This is a genomic window from Megasphaera micronuciformis F0359 (genome assembly GCF_000165735.1).
Taxonomy (GTDB): Bacteria; Bacillota; Negativicutes; order Veillonellales; family Megasphaeraceae; genus Megasphaera; species Megasphaera micronuciformis.
In genome coordinates, this window is record NZ_GL538177.1 from 16,152 (window position 1) to 37,738 (window position 21,587).

Here is a 21,587-nt window from a genome sequence, read left to right on the forward strand (position 1 = left end):
TTCGCTGGTACTAAAAAAAGTACCACATAATCTTAAGTTGTCGGTTCCCGCTTTATTTTGTCAGTCTTTCCAATGTACCGGCTATAACTTGGACAAGTTGGGCTACCGTGTCGAGTTCCACTCGTTCGTCCGCACTATGAATATCGTGAGTTTCGGGACCGACCGAAACGATGTCCAAGTCAGGATTCATAGCATAGAGGAAACCCGTTTCCAAACCGCCGTGCATAGCTTCCATTCGCGGTTCTTTACCCATTACTTCCTTATATGCATCTGCCATGAGGGCCTGCAACTTACTATTTTTACTTTCTGTCCAAGCGGGGAAGGGCTTTTCTATATGCACTTTCGTTCCCGTAGATTTTGCCATAATAGGCATGACGCGAACCAAAGCCTGCAAACGAGCGTCAGACGACGAACGGGGGAAGTACTGGAAGGCCAATACATCTTCTCGAGTCTCAATAGTACCGAGGCTGGCTGAAAGAGCCGGCAAACGCGGCAGGCGGCGATCCATTGCAAAGACGCCGCAATGGAGCAAGTTGATAACATCGACAATCGATGTCGTATCTTCTGCAGAAAGAACCGATTTCGGAAGGTCTGCCGGCGTAACTTCGAATACGGCATTCGGATCCGTTTCTCCGTAAACAAGATGAAAATCTTTTTCCGCTGCGGCCACCGTCGCCTTCACACGGTCAACGTCCTTTGCCGCTACTACTATGACTGCCAAAGCATCGGACGGAATGGCATTAGCCGCAACGCCGCCCTTATAATCGGCCAAAGCATATTTCACACCGCCTTCAGACAAGCGATACAAAATATCGGCTACAGCCTTAATGGCATTGCCGCGACCCTCGTTAATAACTTCGCCCGAATGACCGCCGGCCAAAGCGTGGGCGCGAACAGTCAAAGCCGTATCGCCCGTCAAAGCACAACGGTGCAAGTCACGCATAAACTCCATGTGACAACTTCCGGCCGATGCGACACAAATAACATGAATCGATTCGGAGTCACAGTTAATAACATATTTAGCGTCTTTTACGTGGTCTGCCGAAAGAGATAAAGCACCGGTCATGTTCGTTTCTTCGTCGACTGTAAAGATAAGACGCAACGGGCCGTGTTGAATTTTCTGTTGTATAAGATAAAGCGAAATTGCTACGGCAATCCCGTCGTCTGCGCCGAGACTCGTCCCGTCGGCACGCAAAATATTTCCTTCACGAACCAACTTAATCGGATCTTTTTGCGGATCAAAGGCTACTCCCGGCTTAGCTACGCAAACCATATCCATATGGCCTTGTAAAATAGTCAAAGGAACGTTTTCATAACCCGGCGTTGCCGGAACATCGGCAATAATATTATATATTTCGTCTTGTCGAGCCTTTACACCCAATTCGGCAAGACGGGCAACAATATAGTCACTTACTTCTTTTTCATGATGAGACGGGCGGGGATGTTTGGCAAGTCCTTCAAACTCCTTCAACACGCCCGAAATAATTTCTTGTTCTGTCATAACAGTAACCTCCTTCGCTATGGGTCAAAACTTGTATAAACCTATACTGTAATCGTCAATATTATAACATACCCATACCTTCCCGTCTTGTACTTAAACGCAACTACGGGTCTTATTACTGACTTTTTCGGCATTATTCCGTCACTGTTTCGTGACAATAAGTATTCTTCTATAGTATACTATTTAGAACCGAATTGGATTTTTATCATATTTTAATTAAGGAGGTAGAGTATATGAACTCTCAAAAAGATGTAACCGTATACCCGACCCTACCGGAACTTACCTTCCGAGGTATGTTCCTGGGTATGCTCATTACGGTTATCTTCACGGCGTCCAATGTTTACTTGGGCTTAAAAGTAGGCTTGACGTTCTCATCATCCATTCCGGCCGCCGTCATTTCTATGGCTATTCTGCGCATGTTTAAAGATTCCAATATTTTGGAAAACAACATGGTCCAGACCCAAGCTTCTGCTGCCGGTACGCTGTCAGCCATCATCTTCATTCTTCCCGGCCTTTTAATGCTGGGATACTGGCAGGGCTTCCCCTTCTGGCAAACCATGGTTCTTTGTGCTTGCGGCGGCTCGTTAGGGGTCTTATTTACCATCCCTTTACGTCGTGCCATGGTTGTAAACAGTGACCTTCCCTATCCTGAAGGCCTGGCTGCTGCGGAAATCCTGAAAATAGGCTCCGCTTCTCATGACGAAGACAAAAAAGCATCCAAAGACACGGGCATGAAAGATATCGTTAAGGGCACGTCATTAGCAGGCTTAATCAGCCTATGCGCCAACGGCTTCCATGTTCTGTCTTCCGAATTCAGCTACTGGATGTCCTTCGGCAAGGTGACGACACAGATTCCCTTGGGCTTCTCCATGGCCCTTCTCGGTGCCGGTTACTTAATCGGCATTGCCAGCGGTATCGCCATCTTGGTCGGCACTCTCCTGGCTTGGGGTGTCTTCGTTCCCTATTTAACTTCCACATTATCGCCGGCTGAAGGCCAGACGGCTGCCGCTTTTGCTAAGGCCGTATGGGCCCAAAAGGTCCGCTTTATCGGCGCCGGCACTATCGGTATTGCCGCCATCTGGACACTGATAAAACTGCTGGGGCCCGTTATCGACGGCATTAAAATGTCCATTAACGCGATTCGCGCCAACGATACGGCTGAAAAACAGGCTTTACACCATACGGATATCGATATGAGTCCCAAAGCGGTAGGTCTGGTTTTCCTGGCCATCCTGGCCGGCCTCTTCTTCACCTTCTACACCTTTGTCGCTGATGCGGCTCTGCCGGCAAGCGTAAGCATTACGTATATTGTCGTCGGTATTTTAATCGCCATTCTCATGGGCTTCTTCGTTGCCGCCGCCTGCGGTTACATGGCGGGCCTCATCGGTACCTCTGCAAGCCCCATTTCGGGCATCGGCATTCTCGGCATCATCGTTTCTTCTCTGGCCGTCCTTGCCTTAGGCAATGCTTTCAATATATTCGCTACGGCGGAAGGCGCAAAATTCGCAACGGCCCTGGCCATTTTTATTACCAGTGTCATTGTCAGCATCGCCTCTATCTCAAACGATAATCTTCAAGACTTAAAGACGGGCTATATCGTCGGCGCTACGCCCTGGAAACAACAGGTAGCCTTAATTCTCGGTTCCGTAGTCGGCGCCATCGCTATTGCGCCGGTTCTGAATCTGCTCTATCAGGCTTACGGCTTTACGGGAGCTCTGCCTCGTGAAACCATGGATCCGTCACAGGCACTCGCCGCTCCGCAGGCAGTCCTCATGACGACCATCGCACAAGGCATTTTCAGTTCCGATTTAGACTGGAACTTCATCCTCTTCGGTATCGGCGTAGGCGTCGTTGCAATTATTGTCGACATGCTTTTGCGTAAGAGCACCAAATCTCTCGCTCTCCCGCCCCTGGCTATCGGCATGGGCATTTACTTGCCTCCTACCTTGGAAGTTCCCCTGGTCATCGGTGCCGTTATCGGCTATTTCATTCACAAGCACTTGCGTAATCGCGCTCAACAACGTAACCCCGAACACGTAGAGGAAGATGTAGACGCTTGCCATCAGAGAGGCGTACTCTTCGCCTCGGGACTTATTGTCGGCGAATCTCTCATGGGCGTTATTATCGCTATGATTATCGTCTTCTCCATTACAACCGGCGGCAGTGAAGACCCGCTGGCTCTCGTAGGCAAGGATTTCGCTAATACGGCCGACTTCCTCGGATTGGGCGTATTCGTTCTTTCCATCATTTATTTCATCTATCACATCTTGTCGACGAAATTTACGCCGTCTGACAAATAATAGAAACGAATTAAAGCCGTATGGCCGAAAGGCTATACGGCTTCTCTCTGTTCTCACCTTCCGCCATATGATAAAATACACATGTAGATTCATATATTGAGGTGATTTCAATGCAAGGTCTGGCATTGTCTTTACAACAAAAACAAAAAACAACCCAGTTCCAGAAGCTTGCCACAACATTGCTAACCCTTCAAGGTCAAGACCTGGATGAATATATACGACAGCAAAGTGATGAAAACCCGCTGATTGAAGTGGCTTACCCTTCTCGCCGTCCCGATGCGGACCTGCCTATAGCCAAACTGTCGGAAACGCCGCAAGAAAAGCTGAAAAATCAGCTTTCTTTACTTTCATTACCCGTAACGATTCGAAAAATTGCCGAATTCATCATTGATTCCTTGGATGAAAAGGGGTTCTTTAAAGACGAAGACTTGCGGACGGCCGCCAGGCTCCCCTTTAGCCGTTGGGATATCGGGCGCGCAGCCATAGCCGTTCGCTCCCTCGATCCGCCGGGCGTCGGGGCGCGTTCGCTTTGCGACTCACTCATTATCCAAGCACGCCGCAAAAAAAACTGTCCGCCCCATACATTACAGCTTTTAAAAAATCACTATGACAATTTTCTGAACGGTCGCTGGCAAGTTCTTCGCAAGGAATCAGGCATAACTAACGATGAATTATCAAAGGTTATCGCTTTTTTACGTACTCTGTCGCTGGTTCCCTTGGAGCAAACGCCTCCGACGGCATTGTGGATTCGACCTGAAGGGGAACTGGTCATCGACACGGACACTGCATCCGTTCGCCCCGTATTGTTTCAGGCCTGTCCGTCCGTACGCTTCCGTTCCGACTTGTATGCGAGTTATCACAATACGGGGGATAAGCCGACACAACTCTTTTTGAGTCATGCCAAGCGTTCATATGCAACCTTACGTTCCGCCTTGGCTTATCGTTCCGATTCCATTCGACGAGTTTTGGAAGTTATTGCCACCGAGCAGCAGGAAGCCTTGCTGGCAGGTGTTCCGTTACAACCGTTAACACAGCGCGATATTGCCTTACGGACGGGACTGAGTGAAACAACGGTAAGCCGAGTCTGTAAAAATCGATACATACTTTTTCGAAACCGTACATACAAGATCCAGCATTTTCTTTCTCGTGCTTACGAAAAAGAGGTAGGTTCCAGTATTTCAGATGACGAGGTAAAACGAAAACTGCTTGCCCTGATTGATACGGAAGACCGCACCAAGCCCTATTCGGATAATGCTTTAACAAAGCTTCTTGTTGCCCAAAATATCCCCATCGCCCGTAGAACGATAACTAAACTGCGATTGCAACTGGGTATCCCCAACAGCACTATTCGAAAGGCCCATAATTCTAATTCTTAATTGCTAAAAATCTACTGTAGAAGTATAATTCAAATGTTGCAAGAATATAGTTATTATACGTAATTAACGGAGGATGATTTCGTGGGTAAATTACAGTGGAAGCGAGTTTACGACGCACCGGAAGAAAGCGACGGATACCGTATTCTTATTGATAGACTTTGGCCGAGAGGCATGAAAAAGGAAGCGGCCGAACTCTCCGACTGGGCCAAAGACATTGCTCCGTCAACGGACTTGCGCAAAAAGTACCATCACGGGGAGATTTCCTACGAAGATTTTGCCGCCGCTTACGACAAGGAATTATCCGATAATGCAAATTTACCGACCTTTGCTAAAGAAATCAAAGATCACCTTCGTGACGGTAATGTAACACTCCTTTACGCCGGGAAAGATCCGGATAAAAGTCAGATTCCTACCTTAAAAAACCATATTAATAAGCATGAACATATTAGCTGAGAAAGGGTGTATTTACTAATGAAAACACTGAAAATCGAAACGGTCATTGGTCGCGAAATCATCGACTCTCGCGGCAATCCTACTGTCGAAGCGGACGTAATTCTTTCCGACGGGACCGTCGGCACCGGCGAAGCTCCCAGCGGTGCATCTACAGGTCAGTTTGAAGCCCTGGAGTTGCGTGACGGCGACAAATCCCGTTTCGGCGGCAAAGGTGTCGACAAGGCCGTGACAAATATTAACACGATTATTCGCGAAACGCTTGTAGGTATGAACCCTTGTGACGCCTACGCCATTGACCGTGCTATGATCGCCGCTGACGGCACGACTGATAAATCCAAACTCGGTGCCAATGCTATCTTAGCCGTATCTATCGCTACTGCCAAGGCAGCCGCAACGGCCCTCGGAATCCCTTTATATCGCTATATCGGCGGCATTAGCGGGAATCGACTGCCCGTTCCGATGATGAATATTCTGAACGGCGGTGCCCATGCAGCCAATACGGTAGATGTACAGGAATTTATGATTATGCCTGCCGGCGCCCCTTCCTTCCGCGAAGGCTTGCGGTGGTGCACGGAAGTATTCCATGCCCTGGCAGCCCTGCTGAAAGAAAAGGGCCTGGCTACGTCCGTCGGCGATGAAGGCGGCTTTGCTCCCGACCTGGCAAGCGATGAAGAAGCCATTCAATACATTCTTGCCGCTGTTGAAAAAGCGGGCTATAAACCGGGTAAAGATTTCGTTCTGGCTATTGACGCCGCATCCAGCGAATGGAAGAGCGGTAAAACAGGCGAATACGTCTTGCCTAAATGCGGTAAGAAATATACATCCGAAGAATTGGTTAACCACTGGAAATCCCTAGTCGAAAAATATCCTATTTATTCCATTGAAGACGGTTTGGATGAAGAAGACTGGGACGGTTGGAAACACATGACGGAAGTACTCGGGGATAAGGTTCAACTCGTAGGCGACGACCTCTTCGTTACGAATACTCAACGTCTTTCCAAGGGCATTGCTCAAGGCAGTGCCAACTCCATCCTTATTAAACTCAACCAGATCGGCTCTCTTACGGAAACGCTTGATGCCATTAAGATGGCTCATCACGCCGGTTTCACGGCTATCGTTTCCCACCGTTCTGGCGAAACGGAAGATACCACCATTGCCGACTTGGCAGTCGCTTTGAATGCTGACCAGATTAAGACCGGCGCTCCTAACCGAAGTGAACGCGTAGCTAAATACAACCGCTTGCTTCGCATCGAAGAAGAGTTGGGCGACAGTGCCGTATATCCGGGTTTCAACGCCTTCCAACAAAAACACTAATATAAAAGTAAAGACGTATGGCTTAAGCCATACGTCTTTTTATTTGTCTGACAGTTTTTTTATCATTCTCTTGTATAAATCAACTGTTCATACGATTGAAATATTCAATGGCCTTCGGACTGAATTCAATAAACGTATTGCCGTATGAGAAGGGACCCAGTTCATACGGCTGGTATACGAGATTGATATATCCCTTGCCGCTTAAGAAGTAATTGTCCGATGCATAGTCTACATGCCATCCCTGTGGCAAGTATGTCCTTTTCCGAGTGCTCGTATAAAAGGAGAGGACCCCGTCCCGCACAGCAGTATCCAGTTGTTTGGCACTTGCAATTTTGACGTAGTTATATAAAGGAACCCGTTGGCCTGTTCTCTTATCATACACCATGCCTCTGGTTCTGTAGGATCCGTGCGCCGCCCCGGCACGATAATAGTACGTTGTCAACAAGAGAGAAACTACGTCCTTATCTTCATACGTCACTTTATAGCTTTGCGATACTTGGTAAACGTGACGATTATAGTAGGCGTCCTTGGCTTCACCTACATAAGCGGCAATATCCGTATTGATAGCAGTCTGAGCTATCGCATTTTCCGTATAAACGAGTGGATACTTCAAATCCATATTCATATCCGTTTGGCTGCCCGTCACGACTTTGGCATACGCCGGGACTGCCAAGGTGCTTAAAAGTGCTATCATACCGAGTTTCTTCCAATTCATTATCTCATCACTCCTTCTCTTTAGCCGGAACCTTTATTTCTGTCTCAGTATATCTTCCGCTTCTGTACAAACATAAGCCAACTGTCGAGATAATTTTCGCAATCTTTGTGATGAATGCACCCATACGGCGCAACCGGCTGCCAGTACGGCACTGCCGATAATATCACTCATGTAATGTACACCCGCGAAGACTCTGGACAGGCCTTGTAACAAGGCCCACCCCAAAAGACGGTTACCTCCGCTTTGCCGGCTAAGGATAAGCGAAAAGGCTGCGGCTACGGCATTTAGCGTGTGATTACTCGGAAAGGAAGCATTATCTCCGTGAGTAATACGTGCTGTTTTACCCCGAGTAAACGGCCTCGGTCTGCGCCAGATACGCCGAATGAGAAATGACACTGACGAGGCCGCAAGAACGGAAAAAATTGCCTCCACGAGGGCCTCCCGTTTTCGTATCCGTTCCTTACGAGATGCCACAAACCACGAAACAATTCCGTACAAAGGATAAATAAGAAACCCGAAACGAGCCACCCAAACAAGAAGTCTTTCATATCCCCGTACTACTACGAAAGTTATATAAATAAAGCGTAAAATACGTGACATTTTCTATACCCCGATTATTCCGTCACGGCCTTGATCAAAGCTTCTACATGCACGTCCGTTACATCTACAACAGGCACAGATATATTCATCGTCTTGAAAAGAATCGGCAATTCCGTACATCCTAATATAAGCGTATCTATATGATGACTGCCAATCATTTCTTCAACAAGGTTCGAGAAATATTTTTGTGCCGTCTCCGTTATGCTTCCCGCTTCCAATTCTTTTTCTATAAATTTATGAACCTTCAACTGATCGGCTTCTTCAGGAACAATCGCTTCAATGCCCTTATCTCTAAAAGCCTTTTTGAAAAAGTCTTCTCTCATGGTAAACAAGGTACCTAACAACAAAGGCCTCTTAAGCCCTTGTTCTGCCACATAATGAGCTGTCACGGCTACACTGCTGACCAAGGGAACATGTGATTTTTCAGACAACTTGTCAAAGACGATATGCGGCGTATTGCCCGTCATAGCGACGACTTGTGCACCGCCTGCCACCAGATTGGTAATGCCCTTGTCCAAATACGCCGTAAGACCTGCATAATCCTTTTGGCCACAATAAGACAACACTCGATGAACATCTAGGCTCTCTATAAGAAGTGGCGGAAACAGATTTTCCCGCTTATAAACTCTCTCGGTTATCTTTTTATAGTATAACAGCGTAGATTCGGGGCCGATACCGCCGATTAACCCTAATTTTTTCATAACTTCTCCTTCAAAAAAGCCAATTCCGGAACAGCCTCTGCCGACCGTTCCAGAATACCGTTCATGTAGGCAATTAAAATGCCGTAGTTAACAATCGGCCTAAGTTGACGCTTAGCTTCTTTCGCTCTATATTTCATTTCTTTTTCGTTCAGCATACACCCGCCGCAATGAATGACCAAAGAATAGGGACTCAAATCTTGCGGGAAAGTCATGCCGCTTGATGTTTCAATATGAATGTCTTTTCTCGTAAAGGTTTTAAGCCAACGCGGAATTTTCACCGTGCCGATATCTTCACATTGTCGGTGGTGTGTACATCCTTCGGCAATAAGCACCGTATCCCCGTCGGCCAATCGTTTTACGGCATTAATGCCGGTTGTAAGAGCAGGCAAGATCCCCTTGTGACGAGCCATTAACACAGAAAAAGATGTCAATTTCAAATGCTTCGGGGCAATGGCGGCCACTTCTTTAAAAACCTGACTGTCCGTAATGATAAAAACCGGTTCTTTGTTCAAAAGAGAAAGCGTTTCACCCAATCGTTTTTCATCCGTAACTACGGCTACGGCTCGAGCCTCTAAAATTTCGCGAATCGTTTGTTGTTGCGGCAAAATAAGGCGCCCCTTCGGCGCCGCCTTATCAATAGGCACGACAAGAACAACCGCATCGCCTTCATGAAGCAGATCTGAAATAATAGGTGTCTCAATATCCCTTACCCCAACCAGACTGATCAGTCGTTCCTTAAGCTTATCAATACCGGTCTTTGCGACGGTGCTGACAAAGATTTCACGGCCTGTCTCTTCCTTGTCGCAATTCAACAAATCCGCCTTGTTTCTCACAATACAATACGGGATTTTTCTCTCTTTTACAAGGGCAATCAGCTCCTTATCCGATGGCGTAAGTGGCAGGGTACCGTCCGTTACGATAACGGCTATGTCCGTCTTACGTAATACCTCTTTAGTTTTTTCTATGCGTAAGAGGCCCACCTTACCCGCATCGTCCAATCCCGGGGTATCTATTAATACGACAGGACCTAAGGGCAAAAGTTCCATAGCCTTATACACAGGATCCGTCGTCGTTCCCTTCACATCCGACACAATGGCCGTATACTGCCCCGTAACGGCATTGACCAAGCTAGATTTTCCCGCATTTCGATTACCGAAAAAACCGATGTGGATTCGCTCTCCTCTCGGCGTTTCATTCAGTCCCATAGCCGTTTCTCCTATTCATTTCCGAGCAGGCGTTGCGCCAATTGTCTATATACGATACTTATATCGGAATCCGGTTCGCCTTCTATAACCGTCATGCCTCGGTCTTCCCAAACTTGAATTTCTTTGCTTCTGGGAATATCCGCCAAAATAGGCAGATCTCTTTCGTCCGCAAAGGCTTTAACCCGCTCATACTCGTCTTCTACATTACGACGATTCAAAATAAGTCCTTTCACGCTCGCATAGCCGCGGTTTTGGAAGTTCTGTACAGCCTTATAAATATTATGAGCGGCATAAAGGGACATTTTTTCTCCCGATGTAACGATACAAACTTCTTCGGCATATCCGTCACGAATAGGGGCGGAAAAGCCGCCGCATACAACGTCTCCCAGGACATCGTACAAAACAATTTCGGGATTTATCTTTTCAAATACTTCCAATTCATCTATCAAATCGAAGGTGGCGATAATACCGCGTCCGGCGCAACCGAGCCCCGGCGTGGGACCTCCCGTTTCCATACAAAAAACATGACCGAATCCGTAGGCTCCGATGTGTTTAAAATCGGGGGCTTCCGTATACTTGCGATAATAGTCCATAACAGGCATGAGCGGCTTACCGCCCAATAAATTCATAGTCGAGTCGGCCTTCGGATCACACCCGATTTGAATAACTCTTTTTCCCATTCGAGCAAAGGCGGCAGCCAAGTTTGACGTAGTCGTCGATTTGCCGATACCGCCCTTACCGTATATAGCCAATTTTTTCATAATATACTCCCGAATTATAAATTCTTCGCCCATTCTTCAATAAATCCGCCAATAAAAAGCGGCATTTCATCCCTGTACCGACGGCCGGAATAGGCTTCATGAGGAAAAGATACGAACCGTTTCGCCTCTTTCGGTAACAGATGTGCGTAAATAGGGTCGGCTATAATTTTCTTTGCAGTCTTACAAACCTGCCGCAATTCATCTTCTACACTGATAATATCCATATCTTTCAAAAGTAAATTCGGTGCATCCGCCAAGGGACAAATAAGACGAATATTTTCTATGCCTTTTTCAACTTCTAAATAACGACGCAAAGATAAAATTCTCACAGGCTCGCCGATAAGCAGTATATCACAAGGCTCTTCGCTTTGTCGGCTCTCATTTTTCCATGCGTTGAGATCAGCCATGGCGAACTGTACCTTACGTAATGACTCTTCTCCCGTAAGTCCCGTTAAATATGTCGAGTCACCGCTCTCCAAAGCCTTTAACCACGGCTCTACGGCAGCACGTCCTGCGGGAATTCCCACTACATAAGGAATATCATACTTTTCCTTCAGGTACTGGGCTGCATAAAAACCCGTAGAAGACACGACGGCATTAACATCCCCTTCGGCGGCAAGGGACATATTTTCGAGAGAATCACCCATAGACCAGGATGAATGCACCTGAAGTCCCGCTTCTTCAATCAGCTTTTTCAGTTCCGTCGCATTACCGACAACGGAAAAATCCAGCGGTGTCAAGCCGAGTATATTGACTTTTACTGCCGGTTTTTGCGGCTTTACTCGCGGCGACTTTACAAATTCTTTTGCCAGCCGTAAGTAAGCTTCGCCGGCTCCGGGCAAATAACTGTGAATACCGTCTGTCCTGAAGGATAAAACGGGAAGGCCTGTACGTTGCCTCAAGATCCGTTCAATAGCCCGAAAATCCGTACCTATAGCATTCGGCATGGGGCTACCGCCGACGGCAATAAAGACCGGACAAGTTTCTTCGGCAGCGGCCGCCACTTCGTCAATAAGACGCATATCATTGCCCTGAATCGTGTCGATCTCACAAAGTCCCGAAATATATACCATAGACGGCGTGTCATACCAACGCGGTTCATCATGTGTACTGTACGTAGAATTACATCCCGATGCGTCATGCATAACTACAAGACCGCCCAGTTCATATAAAGCTGACGCGATGCCGAACATATCAACCGCATAAGTAGACAATATTTGTTGTGCCTGTTTCACGCCCGACACCCCCAAGCCTTGATTTGAATAAGGGACTGTACGTCCTGCTCCGTCCCTGCACCGAGTATCATCATATCCATGAGCTTCAAAAGCCCCGTATATCCGTACAAGCCGCTGTTCTCAATAAGATTTACAAAATGTTTGGTCCCCGTAAAATAGGCTGCTTTTTGCCCGACAGCCAAGACGGGACCGTGACGTTGTACCTCGTCTCTCGGTAAAAGGCGACGTTTATAATGCATAGTCGAACGTAATGACAGGCGGGGATAATGTTCTTTAAGAAAATAAAAATCGGCCTCGTCGGCCCTATCGACCGCATCCAAATAAACGGCAAAGACATCTATATCATGAGTCAGCAAAAACCGTGCCAACGACAAGGGCCGCGGCGTGGCCGAGCAGTCAACGGCTACCCCCATTCCTTTTAAAGCGTCCTTAAGCTGCCTTGCCTTATTTGCAATTTTCTTTTCATACATATCGCAATCGGGCAAAGTCGCCCCGAAACGCTTCGCTGCCGTTTCTAAAAGTGAGCGTATCTCAAAAATATCATAAGAATAGGGCAGATATACAGCGTCTCTTTCCAATCTTCGAGCCGTATCTTCCGCTGCCGGACGAGAATTTTCCAAGAAAAAAATCTCCGCCTGCGCCGCCCCCAAATCCTTATAGTCGGCATAGGTTTTACAGTCTGCAAAATCCCCGATTTCCCACCCGGCATCAACAAGCATTCGCACCAATTCCGATTCCTTGTCTACAGGATAATAGTTAACTATAAAGTTGACCTTTTTCCGTACGGGTAAAGCCGTAACGGCTCGCATCAGCTGGCGTCGACCCAACACATCGGGTGAATAGCGCCTTTGTAGCGTAGGAATCATATAACCGTCTATAAAATCGATGTCCGGAAACCTTTTTCGCAACTGTGCGTATACTAAATGTATATCAATATGCAAAAAATGTTGAATGCAACTTGTAAATCCTTCAACACACCTGGGTCGTTCGGGAAGATGTTCGACAATATGCGCAATCCCGTCTATCATCATTTCTTCCAAATTGCCTTTTATAATATTCTCGTTCGTCACCGTAACCGTTGAAAACCGTTCGGCTCCGCCTTCTATCTCATGAGCCGACAACACCACTCCGTGCAAACAACAAGCACAACAAACATAAACCTGATGGCATTGGGGAATCAAAAAAGGAGAATGGGCAATTGTCCAATGTCCGCGAGCTGGCGATGCATATTGAAGCCCTATATGAAAAGGCTTCGGATACGAAGCTTCGCCTATATCGATCTCCGCCCCGTCAGGTGCCACTCTTATAGTCGGTACCCTCGGTCTTATTTCATTTTCGTAAATCATAAAACCGACGCTCCTTTAACAAATACGGGGCAATAACTCTCCGCTCGGCGGCGGTAATATCGTTTCCGTTCCTATTTCCGTCGTCACGGTTACCGTACCGCTACGCCCATCCGTAACTTCCCCGATAATGGCGGCATCAACAGAATACGGCTGAGTATGTAACACGGCTACTGCCTGTTCTGCCGCTTCCGCCGGTACGACAAAGACCAACCGGCCTTCACAGGCAAGATATAAGGGTTCCAAGCCCAGCATGCCGCAAACCCCCTTAACGGCCGGTCGGACAGGTATGTCCTGTGCCGTCAGATGCATGCCCGTACCGCTTTGTGCCGCAATCTCATATAACACGGTGCCGACACCTCCGCGCGTAGCGTCGCGTATGACATGTATGTTTTCTGTTTGCGCCAAAACGGCGGCGACAGTCCGATTCAGGGGAGCACAATCACTGGTTATATCAGCTTCTATACCGAATGTATCTCGGGCCAATAAAATAGCACATCCGTGACGACCTATATCGCCGCTTACAATGATTTTATCGCCCGGTTGTGCCGCTGCCCCGGACAGACAAAGACCGTCACGAATCTCACCGATCCCCGTCGTCGTTATGAAGAGTTTATCTACCTGGCCCCTTCCGGCAACCTTAGTATCACCGGCTACAATATGAACGCCTGCCTCAGCTGCCGTTATCGCCATGGCTGCCACATATCGTTCCAAGTCATCAAAGGGTAATCCTTCTTCAATAACAAAGGCGCACGTAAGGTACTTCGGCACGGCACCCAGGCAAGCCAAGTCGTTAACAGTACCGCAAATGCTCAACTTACCGATATTTCCGCCGGGAAAGTCCGGCGGTGACACGATAAATCCGTCCGTCGAGACAGCCAATCTATTCGTACTAGACGGTAATACGGCCGCATCATCGGCAGTAAACAGAGGATTCCCCAAATATTTTTTAAAAATACGCTCAATCAACTCGGACGTCTTCGCACCGCCCGAACCGTGGGCCATTGTAATTGTTTCGCTCATTTATATACCTCCGTACCTGTAAAAGGCAGAACATGTACCTTCTCCCGACACCATACACGCTCCTACGGGATGTTCAGGTGTACACCCTTTACCGAATACGGGACACTCGGTAGGCATACACTTGCCTTGCAACACGTCGCCGCAACGGCAAGCCGGGTTTTCCTTGCCTGCAATATGAGGCATCGAATATTTTATACGACTGTCAAAGTCGATAAAAGACTTTTTTAATTTCATGCCCGATTGTGCAATAATACCGAGGCCTCTCCATTGCGAATCACAAGGTTCCATAAACCTATCTACAACGGCACGTCCGTTAGGGCTCCCTTCCGGTCGCACAATGCGGGGATAGCAATTAACAAAGTAAGGTCTGCCTTCTTGCGTTTTCTTGACTATAAAAGCCAAGGCCGTAATCAACTCGGCAGCCGTAAAACCGGCAACTACCCCCGACGTACCGCGCCGAGCCAAGTCTTCACAAACGGCGGTCCCGCTGACGGCATGGACGTGTCCGGGGTACAAAAAGGCGTCACAACTTCCGCGCATAGCTTCATATGCTTGAGGCATCGTTTTATTAGCCGTCAATAGAGAAAAATTCGTCAGCCCCTCCGATGCCGCCGCTGCTACGGCAATACAAGCCCCGGGTGTCGTCGTTTCAAAGCCGACAGCCAAAAAGACTACTTCCTTATCCTTGTTCGCCGCCGCATACTCATAGGCATCATAAGGTGAATAAACGACTCGTACATCGGCACCCCGAGCCCTGGCATCGCTCAACGTCTCGCTTGACCCGGGAACTCGCAATAAATCCCCGAAGGTACAGACCGTAACCCCTCTTTCTCGGGCCAACCACAAGGCCTCGTCAATAAAAGCTACGGGGGTTACGCATACGGGACAACCGGGGCCGGAGACCAGCTCCATATGAGGGGAGAGTAATTTCCGTATACCCAGCCTGAAGATTTCGTGCGTATGCGTTCCGCATACTTCCATAATACGAATCTTCGGCCCCTTATATGACATAACGAGCCGTTTGGCTCCTTCCAAATCCGCCATTATAAATCCTCCAGCAATTCCGTTGTTTCTTCAATGTCATCGGAGCTGATTTTAGCAATAGCCGTCCCGGCGTGAACCATAACATAATCGCCCGGATCAAGATTTTCAATGAGTTCCGCCGATACTTGTCGCCGGGCTCCCGCCGCGTCGACCAGTGCTATATTCCCCTTCACCTTCACGACTTTCGCCGCCAATCCTACACACATGTTCTTTCTCCTTTTTGTAACTTAATCATAGCTGCCAAGGCCTGTCCCAAAGCAATTCCGCCGTCATTCGTCGGTACGAGACGGTGCGTATATACTGTAAATCCTGCCGTTTCCAAATAGGCGCGACTTAATCGTAAAAGCAGGGTGTTTTGAAAAACACCGCCACTCAGACATACTTTTGAAAGTCCTGTTTGTTTGCGAACAGCTTCAGCTCCCTTGCACAAAAGACCTGCCGTTCCCTTATGAAATAAGTAAGCACAATAATTAACACTTGCTCCCTTATCAAATAGTTCTGTCACTTGTTTTACCAAGTCCAACAGATCCAATATAAGCCGTCCGTCTCTTTTTTCAACAAAAAGATTCAAGGGCGCCTCTTCACCCGCCTTACCTTGTTCATAGGCTTCCGCCGCAAATTGGAGCTTCATAGCACCTTCGCCTTCAAAGGTTGAAGCCCGACACACTCCCAATAAGGCGCTCATACCGTCAAAGAAACGACCGACTGATGTGGAAATACAGGTATTGACACCTTGAGTCAGCATAAACAATTGCACTGCAGCCTCTTGCGGAGTACACAACGAGAGGTCGCTCGCCAGATGACGAACGGCATCTTTCCCGTACAGTGCATACAAAAACGATAAGGCTGATCGCCATCCGTCTCGCACAGCTGCATCACCGCCGGCATGAAGAAAGGGACTGACAGAGCCTACGCGTGTAAATCCGTCATACGAGACTTGTAATAATTCGCCGCCCCAAATCGTTCCGTCCGTACCGTACCCGGTCCCATCCAAAGCTATGCCGATAACTTCATCAGAGCAGCCGTTTTCCGCCATACACGAGAGAATATGTGCATAATGATGTTGTACGGAAATGACGGGGATTTGGGCCTGTTTAACCAACTGCGACGACTCATAGGCCGGATGTATATCCGTAGCACCGCATTGCGGAGTAATCTCCAATAAGTCCCGCAACCGTACGGCACATTCATGTTGTGCCGTTTCCGTCCGCACACAACCTACATCCCCGATATGCGGTGAAAGATAAAAAAGATTATCCTTCGCCAAGCAAACCGTATTCTTTAATTCTCCCCCGGCCGAAAGCACGGTGCCGTGAAAATCGCCGTTCACATGAATCGGTAAAGGGGCATAGCCGCGCGAACGACGAATCATATACGGCTCATCTGCACTGACTGTAACAACCGAATCGTCTACACGTAATAAAATATCCCTGTCATGAGATAAGATGAGGTCGCATAAGCCCGGTAAGTCCGTACGGACTTCTTCATCAGTCCGACAAATAGGCATACCGCTTCGATTGGCACTGGTCATAACCAATAAATCGGGCATATGTAAACCGTCATTATAAGAAAACAGGAGAAGCTGTAAGGGGGCATACGGAAGCATAACTCCCATATACGGATTGTCGGGTGCCACAGATGCAGCAGCCTTACCGCCAATCCGTCGTTTCATGAGAACAATCGGTCTTTCATAGCTCGTCAGTAATTCTTCGGCGGCACGAGTGACTACACACTCTCGCTTCGCCGTCTCAAGATCAGCAGCCATAACGGCAAAAGGCTTAACCGGACGCGGTTTCAGGCGTCTTAGTCGACTGACAACCGCTTCGTTCGTGCCGTCGCAACAAAGATGAAATCCTCCGATACCTTTGACCGCAATAATCTTCCCTTGACGGATTGCTTCCCGTGCCGCCCTAATCGCCTGATGTCCGTAAATTTCCGTGCCGACCACATATACTTGCGGGCCGCATTCGTTGCAGCATACGGGTTGGGCATCATAGCGACGTGAATTGGGATCCGTATACTCTTTTTCACAAGACGGACACATGGGAAAGTTATTCATACACGTTCGTTCCCTATCATAGGGCATAGCCTTCATGACGGTCAGTCGCGGCCCGCAAGCCGTACAGTTAATGAAAGGATGTAAATAGCGACGGTCCGACGGATCAAAGAGCTCCCTTTTACATTCATCACAAATGCCGATATCGGGCGATACAAAAATATGTCCCTTATCAGGGGTGCTCTCAATAATGGAAAAGCCGCTTAACAAATCGGCCTTGTCTATATAATCCGTTTCCATACCCATAATTTGAGAACGCGGCGGAGCTTCATCTCGCAAAGCATGTAAGAAAAAGTACTCTTCTTTTGCCGGCACGGCCATGATAACTTCCACATAGGAGCCGCGATTACTCACGGTTCCTACAATACCGCAACGTTTTGCCAAACGACTGACAAAAGGTCTGAATCCCACGCCCTGTACAATGCCGAAAATACGAATTCTCAAAGCCTTCACAACGAAGTCCTCCCCGATACGGCAAAGTGCGGAAAATCAACAAAGAGGCCTTTAAACTTTCCGGTTGCCCGCTTTAAAAAGATATCGGCAAAGATGACCTGGAAGGAATTTTCTTCTATTAGACGTAAAAAATCGTCTTCTTCCGCCAAATGCACATCCTTTTCCTTCATCAGTTCACGCGGTGCCGAAAACCAGGTCGCCGTCATTACGTCCGCCCCTCTTTCAGCCAACTCGTCTGCTAATTGTCTGGCCGCCACCTGTTGATGTACGACTAGAACACGTTTACCCTTCCAATCGTCAAGCACCTTAGTCTCATGGCCCTGCAAAGGGTATATACATTCATACGGGGTACCGAACTTTTTACAAGCATAAACCGCCGCCTCGAGCCCAGACGGTGATAAAACCAGATTTAACGTGTTTTCACAAGCTCTTTGCAACGGCTCCAAGCCTTCTTCTCCGTAAATATGAACCTCATCCCAGCCTTTATGCAAAAGTTGCTCTTTAATGCGTTCTCTATCTTGAGGAAATACGCAGTCCAAGGGAGTCGCTCCGAAAATACCGACACTGTTGTCTTGCCTTTTCCCCGTTTCTTTTGCAAAAGTTTTTAAAAGCTCTTTATAGGCTAAGGCTTCTCCTTTATCATAGTATTCCGTTCCCGTCGTTTCTACGGTTATAATCGGTTTTTGAATACGCTTTTCCGCCAATCTGCGTAGGCCTCTATAATCCGTGGCAATAACGGCCGGTACAGGAGTCCCTATAATAGCGGCAAAATCCGCATCTATATCCTCGGCCACAGATGCCAATTTATCCACCAAGCGGTCGTCCCGCCCCAAAATAGCGTCCATATCACGCAAACCGGCACTGAACACGGCACTCCTTTGTGAAAACCAACGCGGTTCATCAAACCCGCAAATATTTCCGGCACAACCGCCGGCATCACAGACAACTATGATGCCGCCCAGCCCGTATAAGACTGCCCCGGCACCGGATTGATCGGGTGCAAAGGGGGATATGTATTTCCACAAACCCTTCATATCCTATGCCCCTCCATGGCTCTTGTCATTTCATGAAACAGGGTTGTCACCCCTCTATGTCCGAAAGGTTGAATCTCCTGATTCCAAAAAACATGTGCCGCCTTCGGGTGATAATATGCTGCATCCTTTCCGATTGCCAGGTCAATACTCTCATCGTCTTTATAGTGCAGCATCGTCGGAGACAGGTTGGAGTACACCTTAATACTTCCGTTTGTCTCTGCAAGTTGGCGCAGACGCACAAAAGATTCCGCTGTTACAGTTCCGTAAATCTCCCGTACGTCCAATCCGTACTTACTCAAAGCGGCGGCCATATCAAAGGCATCTCCGTTCATCATTTCTCCTATGGCTACTCGTACCGGCCCGTATTTTTTAAGAAATTCTTCAGCAGTTGCTTCCGCCTCATCCTTATACGGTCTGTCATCAAGAGATACCCCTATAACCTTAGAAAAAATGCCGTACTGCTTATGTATTTTCTCCGTATCATACATGCGGGTCAATTCTATACTCGGTATTTGTAAACGTTCTTCCATATCCTGTGCCGCCAACCGTGATTCAGGGTGAAGGACGAGATTAAAATTGGCCTCACTCATGGCAAGATATTCATCAAAATCGTCGCAACGAGAAATCTCCCGAATATGCTTTACTCCGGCTTGCTTTAACAGGTCATATAGCTCGCAGTCATCCTGTAATGGTGAAAAATACCCGAGAAGATTTACAGCATCACCGCGACGTTTTCGTGACTTCAAGAGCGAATAAACAGCTTGCCGTACGGCTACCATCGGCGGTTTTCGACCTTCTCTAGTTAAGGCATACATATAGCAAGGAACGACAGGAATCCCTGCTTCATTTGCCGCCTTTCGACAGACGCGCTCCATATCCGTTCCTAAGAGAGCATCAACGCAGGTCATACAGACCATGACGACTGACGGTGCTTTTTCCGAGCTCTCGCAAATTTCTCTAATGGCCTGAGGAATTTTCTGCAAATGACGACTCGTAATAATATCCGTTTCGTCCATTGTATAGAAGAAAAAACGGTCACTATAGCCGCTCATTTCACTTAAAATCGTCGTATTCCGACCGCAACATCCAGGTCCCACGAGAAGCATAATCGAGCCGGGAATGGCCAGCCCCGCTCTTTTTACTCCGAATCCTTCCGCCCCCGGCGAATTAAAGACCAAGGAGGCAGGCGAATTGTAGATTACATGCTCAGTCGAAATAAGTTCGGCAGGAATACGTTCCGGTCCTGCCGCCGCTAACTCAGCTACGGTTTTGTAAAAAGCCGCTTTCTGCATCATACTTTTTCTCCTATCAAGGCTTCGGCTATGGATAAGAAGTTACGGCTGATAGGCAGGGTTCTATCCCCTTCAATAACGGTACAACCTTCTTCTTCAAAGCGAGAAATGTCATCATTGCGCGGAATATCACCGATAATCGACAAACTCCGTTCGCTTGCAAAAGCCTTAACCTTATCCTCTTCACCGGGAATGTTCCGACGATTAAAAATAATGCCTCTCATACGAGCATAACTGCGATCCTCAAAATTCTGCACAGCCCTGTAAATATTATCGGCAGCATAGAGTGACATCTTTTCACCCGATGTAACGATAATAACGTCTTTGGCATAACCCTCACGAATGGGTGCCGCAAATCCGCCGCAAACGACATCACCCAAAACGTCGTACAAGACGACGTCGGGCTTATATATATCAAAGAGACCTAAATCTTCTAAAAGGGCAAAAGTAGCTACAATGCCGCGGCCGGCACACCCCAGCCCGGGCGTAGGTCCACCTGTTTCAATGCACAAGACCCCGCCGAAACCGATTTCGGAAATGTCTTCAATCGATTCCGGCTCTTCGCCCTTCTCGCTCATATAGTTCATAACAGGCTGCAACAAATGGCCGCCCAAAAGATTCAGTGTCGAATCGGCCTTCGGGTCACAGCCGATTTGAATAACCTTTTTGCCTAAACAGGCAAAAGCCGCCGCCAAATTGGATGTCACCGTCGATTTACCAATGCCGCCCTTACCGTAAATTGCAATCTTTAACATAAACCTACCCCTATTCCGGTAACCTTGCGTAAATGGTTTTTGAACTTACGTGCTTTATCATACCCAACTTACCGGCAACGGCACTGATTACGGACTGGGGGGCATCCATAGTAATACTGATAATAGATATCCCTCGTTCTTTATAAGGTAATCCCATACGCCCGATAATATATTCTCTGTAATCGTGAAAAACGGCATTGATCTTTTCCGCCGCCCCGTCGTCGCTGACAATAATACCGATAAGAGCTACTCTAGTTTCATCCATAGCTACTCCTTATACAAAAAATCCCTGCGCAAATCGCAGGGATAGAGTCATCACATAGAAGACGAACCTTATTTACATGAGCTTATCATTGTAAACGAGGCCATACGGATATAGTTGTCCATGCGGTTTGCCGTCAGGCCGTTCCTTTCGACTCACCTATT

General features: G+C 47.7%; 20 protein-coding genes. 4 read left to right on the forward strand and 16 right to left on the reverse strand.

All coding sequences use genetic code 11. The features are described from left to right. Positions 1-52: 52 nt before the first annotated feature. Complete coding sequence (gene pepD, locus HMPREF9429_RS00245) at positions 53-1,501, reverse strand: beta-Ala-His dipeptidase (RefSeq protein ID WP_006940728.1); 1,449 nt, start codon at positions 1,499-1,501, stop codon at positions 53-55. A 233-nt stretch (positions 1,502-1,734) separates the two neighbouring features. Here pepD and HMPREF9429_RS00250 point away from each other — a divergent pair, with 233 nt between their 5' ends. The 4 genes from HMPREF9429_RS00250 (at position 1,735) to eno (ending at position 6,944) form a co-directional block, all read left to right on the forward strand. Continuing rightward, a complete protein-coding gene (locus HMPREF9429_RS00250; protein WP_006940729.1) occupies positions 1,735-3,801 on the forward strand; it encodes an OPT family oligopeptide transporter in 2,067 nt (688 codons plus the stop codon). A gap of 110 nt (positions 3,802-3,911) precedes the next feature. Then, positions 3,912-5,177: an RNA polymerase factor sigma-54 gene (locus HMPREF9429_RS00255; RefSeq protein ID WP_006940730.1), complete on the forward strand. Its 1,266-nt coding sequence runs from the start codon at positions 3,912-3,914 to the stop codon at positions 5,175-5,177. 81 nt (positions 5,178-5,258) lie between these two features. Beyond that, positions 5,259-5,630 (forward strand): DUF488 domain-containing protein, encoded by a 372-nt coding sequence (locus HMPREF9429_RS00260; protein ID WP_006940731.1) that lies wholly within the window; start codon positions 5,259-5,261, stop codon positions 5,628-5,630. Between the two features lie 18 nt (positions 5,631-5,648). Beyond that, the gene (gene eno / locus HMPREF9429_RS00265) at positions 5,649-6,944 is read left to right on the forward strand and encodes a phosphopyruvate hydratase (RefSeq protein WP_006940732.1); all 1,296 of its coding nucleotides are present in this window, start codon (positions 5,649-5,651) and stop codon (positions 6,942-6,944) included. A gap of 79 nt (positions 6,945-7,023) precedes the next feature. Here the strand turns inward: eno and HMPREF9429_RS00270 are convergent, their stop codons facing one another. The 15 genes from HMPREF9429_RS00270 to HMPREF9429_RS00340 are packed head-to-tail and all read right to left on the reverse strand — an operon-like array spanning position 7,024 to position 21,426. Further along, the gene (locus HMPREF9429_RS00270) at positions 7,024-7,659 is read right to left on the reverse strand and encodes a PdaC/SigV domain-containing protein (protein WP_006940733.1); all 636 of its coding nucleotides are present in this window, start codon (positions 7,657-7,659) and stop codon (positions 7,024-7,026) included. 33 nt (positions 7,660-7,692) lie between these two features. After that, on the reverse strand, positions 7,693-8,259 hold the full coding sequence (locus tag HMPREF9429_RS00275; protein ID WP_006940735.1) for a phosphatase PAP2 family protein: 567 nt from the start codon (positions 8,257-8,259) through the stop codon (positions 7,693-7,695). Between the two features lie 14 nt (positions 8,260-8,273). Beyond that, the gene (locus tag HMPREF9429_RS00280) at positions 8,274-8,960 is read right to left on the reverse strand and encodes an aspartate/glutamate racemase family protein (RefSeq protein ID WP_006940737.1); all 687 of its coding nucleotides are present in this window, start codon (positions 8,958-8,960) and stop codon (positions 8,274-8,276) included. Next, a complete protein-coding gene (hydF, locus tag HMPREF9429_RS00285) occupies positions 8,957-10,165 on the reverse strand; it encodes a [FeFe] hydrogenase H-cluster maturation GTPase HydF (protein WP_006940739.1) in 1,209 nt (402 codons plus the stop codon). The genes HMPREF9429_RS00280 and hydF overlap by 4 nt, the downstream gene beginning before the upstream one ends. An 11-nt stretch (positions 10,166-10,176) precedes the next feature. Continuing rightward, complete coding sequence (locus tag HMPREF9429_RS00290; protein ID WP_040773102.1) at positions 10,177-10,926, reverse strand: nucleotide-binding protein; 750 nt, start codon at positions 10,924-10,926, stop codon at positions 10,177-10,179. 14 nt (positions 10,927-10,940) lie between these two features. Next, complete coding sequence (locus tag HMPREF9429_RS00295) at positions 10,941-12,161, reverse strand: nitrogenase component 1 (RefSeq protein ID WP_006940743.1); 1,221 nt, start codon at positions 12,159-12,161, stop codon at positions 10,941-10,943. Further along, positions 12,158-13,507 (reverse strand): nitrogenase component 1, encoded by a 1,350-nt coding sequence (locus HMPREF9429_RS00300; RefSeq protein WP_006940746.1) that lies wholly within the window; start codon positions 13,505-13,507, stop codon positions 12,158-12,160. The genes HMPREF9429_RS00295 and HMPREF9429_RS00300 overlap by 4 nt, the downstream gene beginning before the upstream one ends. 15 nt (positions 13,508-13,522) lie before the next feature. Then, the gene (hypE, locus tag HMPREF9429_RS00305) at positions 13,523-14,527 is read right to left on the reverse strand and encodes a hydrogenase expression/formation protein HypE (RefSeq protein WP_006940748.1); all 1,005 of its coding nucleotides are present in this window, start codon (positions 14,525-14,527) and stop codon (positions 13,523-13,525) included. Beyond that, positions 14,528-15,571, reverse strand: coding sequence for a hydrogenase formation protein HypD (gene hypD / locus HMPREF9429_RS00310; protein WP_006940749.1), 1,044 nt, complete (start codon positions 15,569-15,571; stop codon positions 14,528-14,530). Next, positions 15,571-15,777, reverse strand: coding sequence for a HypC/HybG/HupF family hydrogenase formation chaperone (locus HMPREF9429_RS00315; RefSeq protein WP_006940752.1), 207 nt, complete (start codon positions 15,775-15,777; stop codon positions 15,571-15,573). The genes hypD and HMPREF9429_RS00315 overlap by 1 nt, the downstream gene beginning before the upstream one ends. Beyond that, positions 15,768-18,080, reverse strand: coding sequence for a carbamoyltransferase HypF (gene hypF, locus HMPREF9429_RS00320; RefSeq protein ID WP_006940753.1), 2,313 nt, complete (start codon positions 18,078-18,080; stop codon positions 15,768-15,770). Before hypF ends, HMPREF9429_RS00315 begins: the two co-directional genes overlap by 10 nt. Beyond that, positions 18,077-19,114, reverse strand: coding sequence for a nitrogenase component 1 (locus HMPREF9429_RS00325; protein WP_006940755.1), 1,038 nt, complete (start codon positions 19,112-19,114; stop codon positions 18,077-18,079). Before HMPREF9429_RS00325 ends, hypF begins: the two co-directional genes overlap by 4 nt. After that, on the reverse strand, positions 19,111-20,409 hold the full coding sequence (locus HMPREF9429_RS00330; RefSeq protein WP_006940757.1) for a nitrogenase component 1: 1,299 nt from the start codon (positions 20,407-20,409) through the stop codon (positions 19,111-19,113). The genes HMPREF9429_RS00325 and HMPREF9429_RS00330 overlap by 4 nt, the downstream gene beginning before the upstream one ends. After that, on the reverse strand, positions 20,406-21,161 hold the full coding sequence (locus HMPREF9429_RS00335; RefSeq protein ID WP_006940760.1) for a nucleotide-binding protein: 756 nt from the start codon (positions 21,159-21,161) through the stop codon (positions 20,406-20,408). Before HMPREF9429_RS00335 ends, HMPREF9429_RS00330 begins: the two co-directional genes overlap by 4 nt. 10 nt (positions 21,162-21,171) lie before the next feature. Beyond that, positions 21,172-21,426 carry a TM1266 family iron-only hydrogenase system putative regulator gene (locus HMPREF9429_RS00340; protein ID WP_006940761.1) on the reverse strand — a complete coding sequence of 85 codons (255 nt, stop codon included), beginning with the start codon at positions 21,424-21,426 and terminating at the stop codon, positions 21,172-21,174. Positions 21,427-21,587: the final 161 nt, after the last annotated feature.

Excerpts from the sequence above, each read along its gene's own strand:
- pepD (WP_006940728.1), bottom strand. The coding sequence starts at position 1,501 with ATGACAGAACAAGAAATTATTTCGGGCGTGTTGAAGGAGTTTGAAGGA.
- HMPREF9429_RS00250 (WP_006940729.1), top strand. The coding sequence starts at position 1,735 with ATGAACTCTCAAAAAGATGTAACCGTATACCCGACCCTACCGGAACTT.
- HMPREF9429_RS00255 (WP_006940730.1), top strand. The coding sequence starts at position 3,912 with ATGCAAGGTCTGGCATTGTCTTTACAACAAAAACAAAAAACAACCCAG.
- eno (WP_006940732.1), top strand. The coding sequence starts at position 5,649 with ATGAAAACACTGAAAATCGAAACGGTCATTGGTCGCGAAATCATCGAC.
- HMPREF9429_RS00270 (WP_006940733.1), bottom strand. The coding sequence starts at position 7,659 with ATGAATTGGAAGAAACTCGGTATGATAGCACTTTTAAGCACCTTGGCA.
- HMPREF9429_RS00275 (WP_006940735.1), bottom strand. The coding sequence starts at position 8,259 with ATGTCACGTATTTTACGCTTTATTTATATAACTTTCGTAGTAGTACGG.
- HMPREF9429_RS00280 (WP_006940737.1), bottom strand. The coding sequence starts at position 8,960 with ATGAAAAAATTAGGGTTAATCGGCGGTATCGGCCCCGAATCTACGCTG.
- hydF (WP_006940739.1), bottom strand. The coding sequence starts at position 10,165 with ATGGGACTGAATGAAACGCCGAGAGGAGAGCGAATCCACATCGGTTTT.
- HMPREF9429_RS00290 (WP_040773102.1), bottom strand. The coding sequence starts at position 10,926 with ATGAAAAAATTGGCTATATACGGTAAGGGCGGTATCGGCAAATCGACG.
- HMPREF9429_RS00300 (WP_006940746.1), bottom strand. The coding sequence starts at position 13,507 with ATGATTTACGAAAATGAAATAAGACCGAGGGTACCGACTATAAGAGTG.
- hypE (WP_006940748.1), bottom strand. The coding sequence starts at position 14,527 with ATGAGCGAAACAATTACAATGGCCCACGGTTCGGGCGGTGCGAAGACG.
- hypD (WP_006940749.1), bottom strand. The coding sequence starts at position 15,571 with ATGGCGGATTTGGAAGGAGCCAAACGGCTCGTTATGTCATATAAGGGG.
- HMPREF9429_RS00315 (WP_006940752.1), bottom strand. The coding sequence starts at position 15,777 with ATGTGTGTAGGATTGGCGGCGAAAGTCGTGAAGGTGAAGGGGAATATA.
- HMPREF9429_RS00325 (WP_006940755.1), bottom strand. The coding sequence starts at position 19,114 with ATGAAGGGTTTGTGGAAATACATATCCCCCTTTGCACCCGATCAATCC.
- HMPREF9429_RS00330 (WP_006940757.1), bottom strand. The coding sequence starts at position 20,409 with ATGATGCAGAAAGCGGCTTTTTACAAAACCGTAGCTGAGTTAGCGGCG.
- HMPREF9429_RS00335 (WP_006940760.1), bottom strand. The coding sequence starts at position 21,161 with ATGTTAAAGATTGCAATTTACGGTAAGGGCGGCATTGGTAAATCGACG.
- HMPREF9429_RS00340 (WP_006940761.1), bottom strand. The coding sequence starts at position 21,426 with ATGGATGAAACTAGAGTAGCTCTTATCGGTATTATTGTCAGCGACGAC.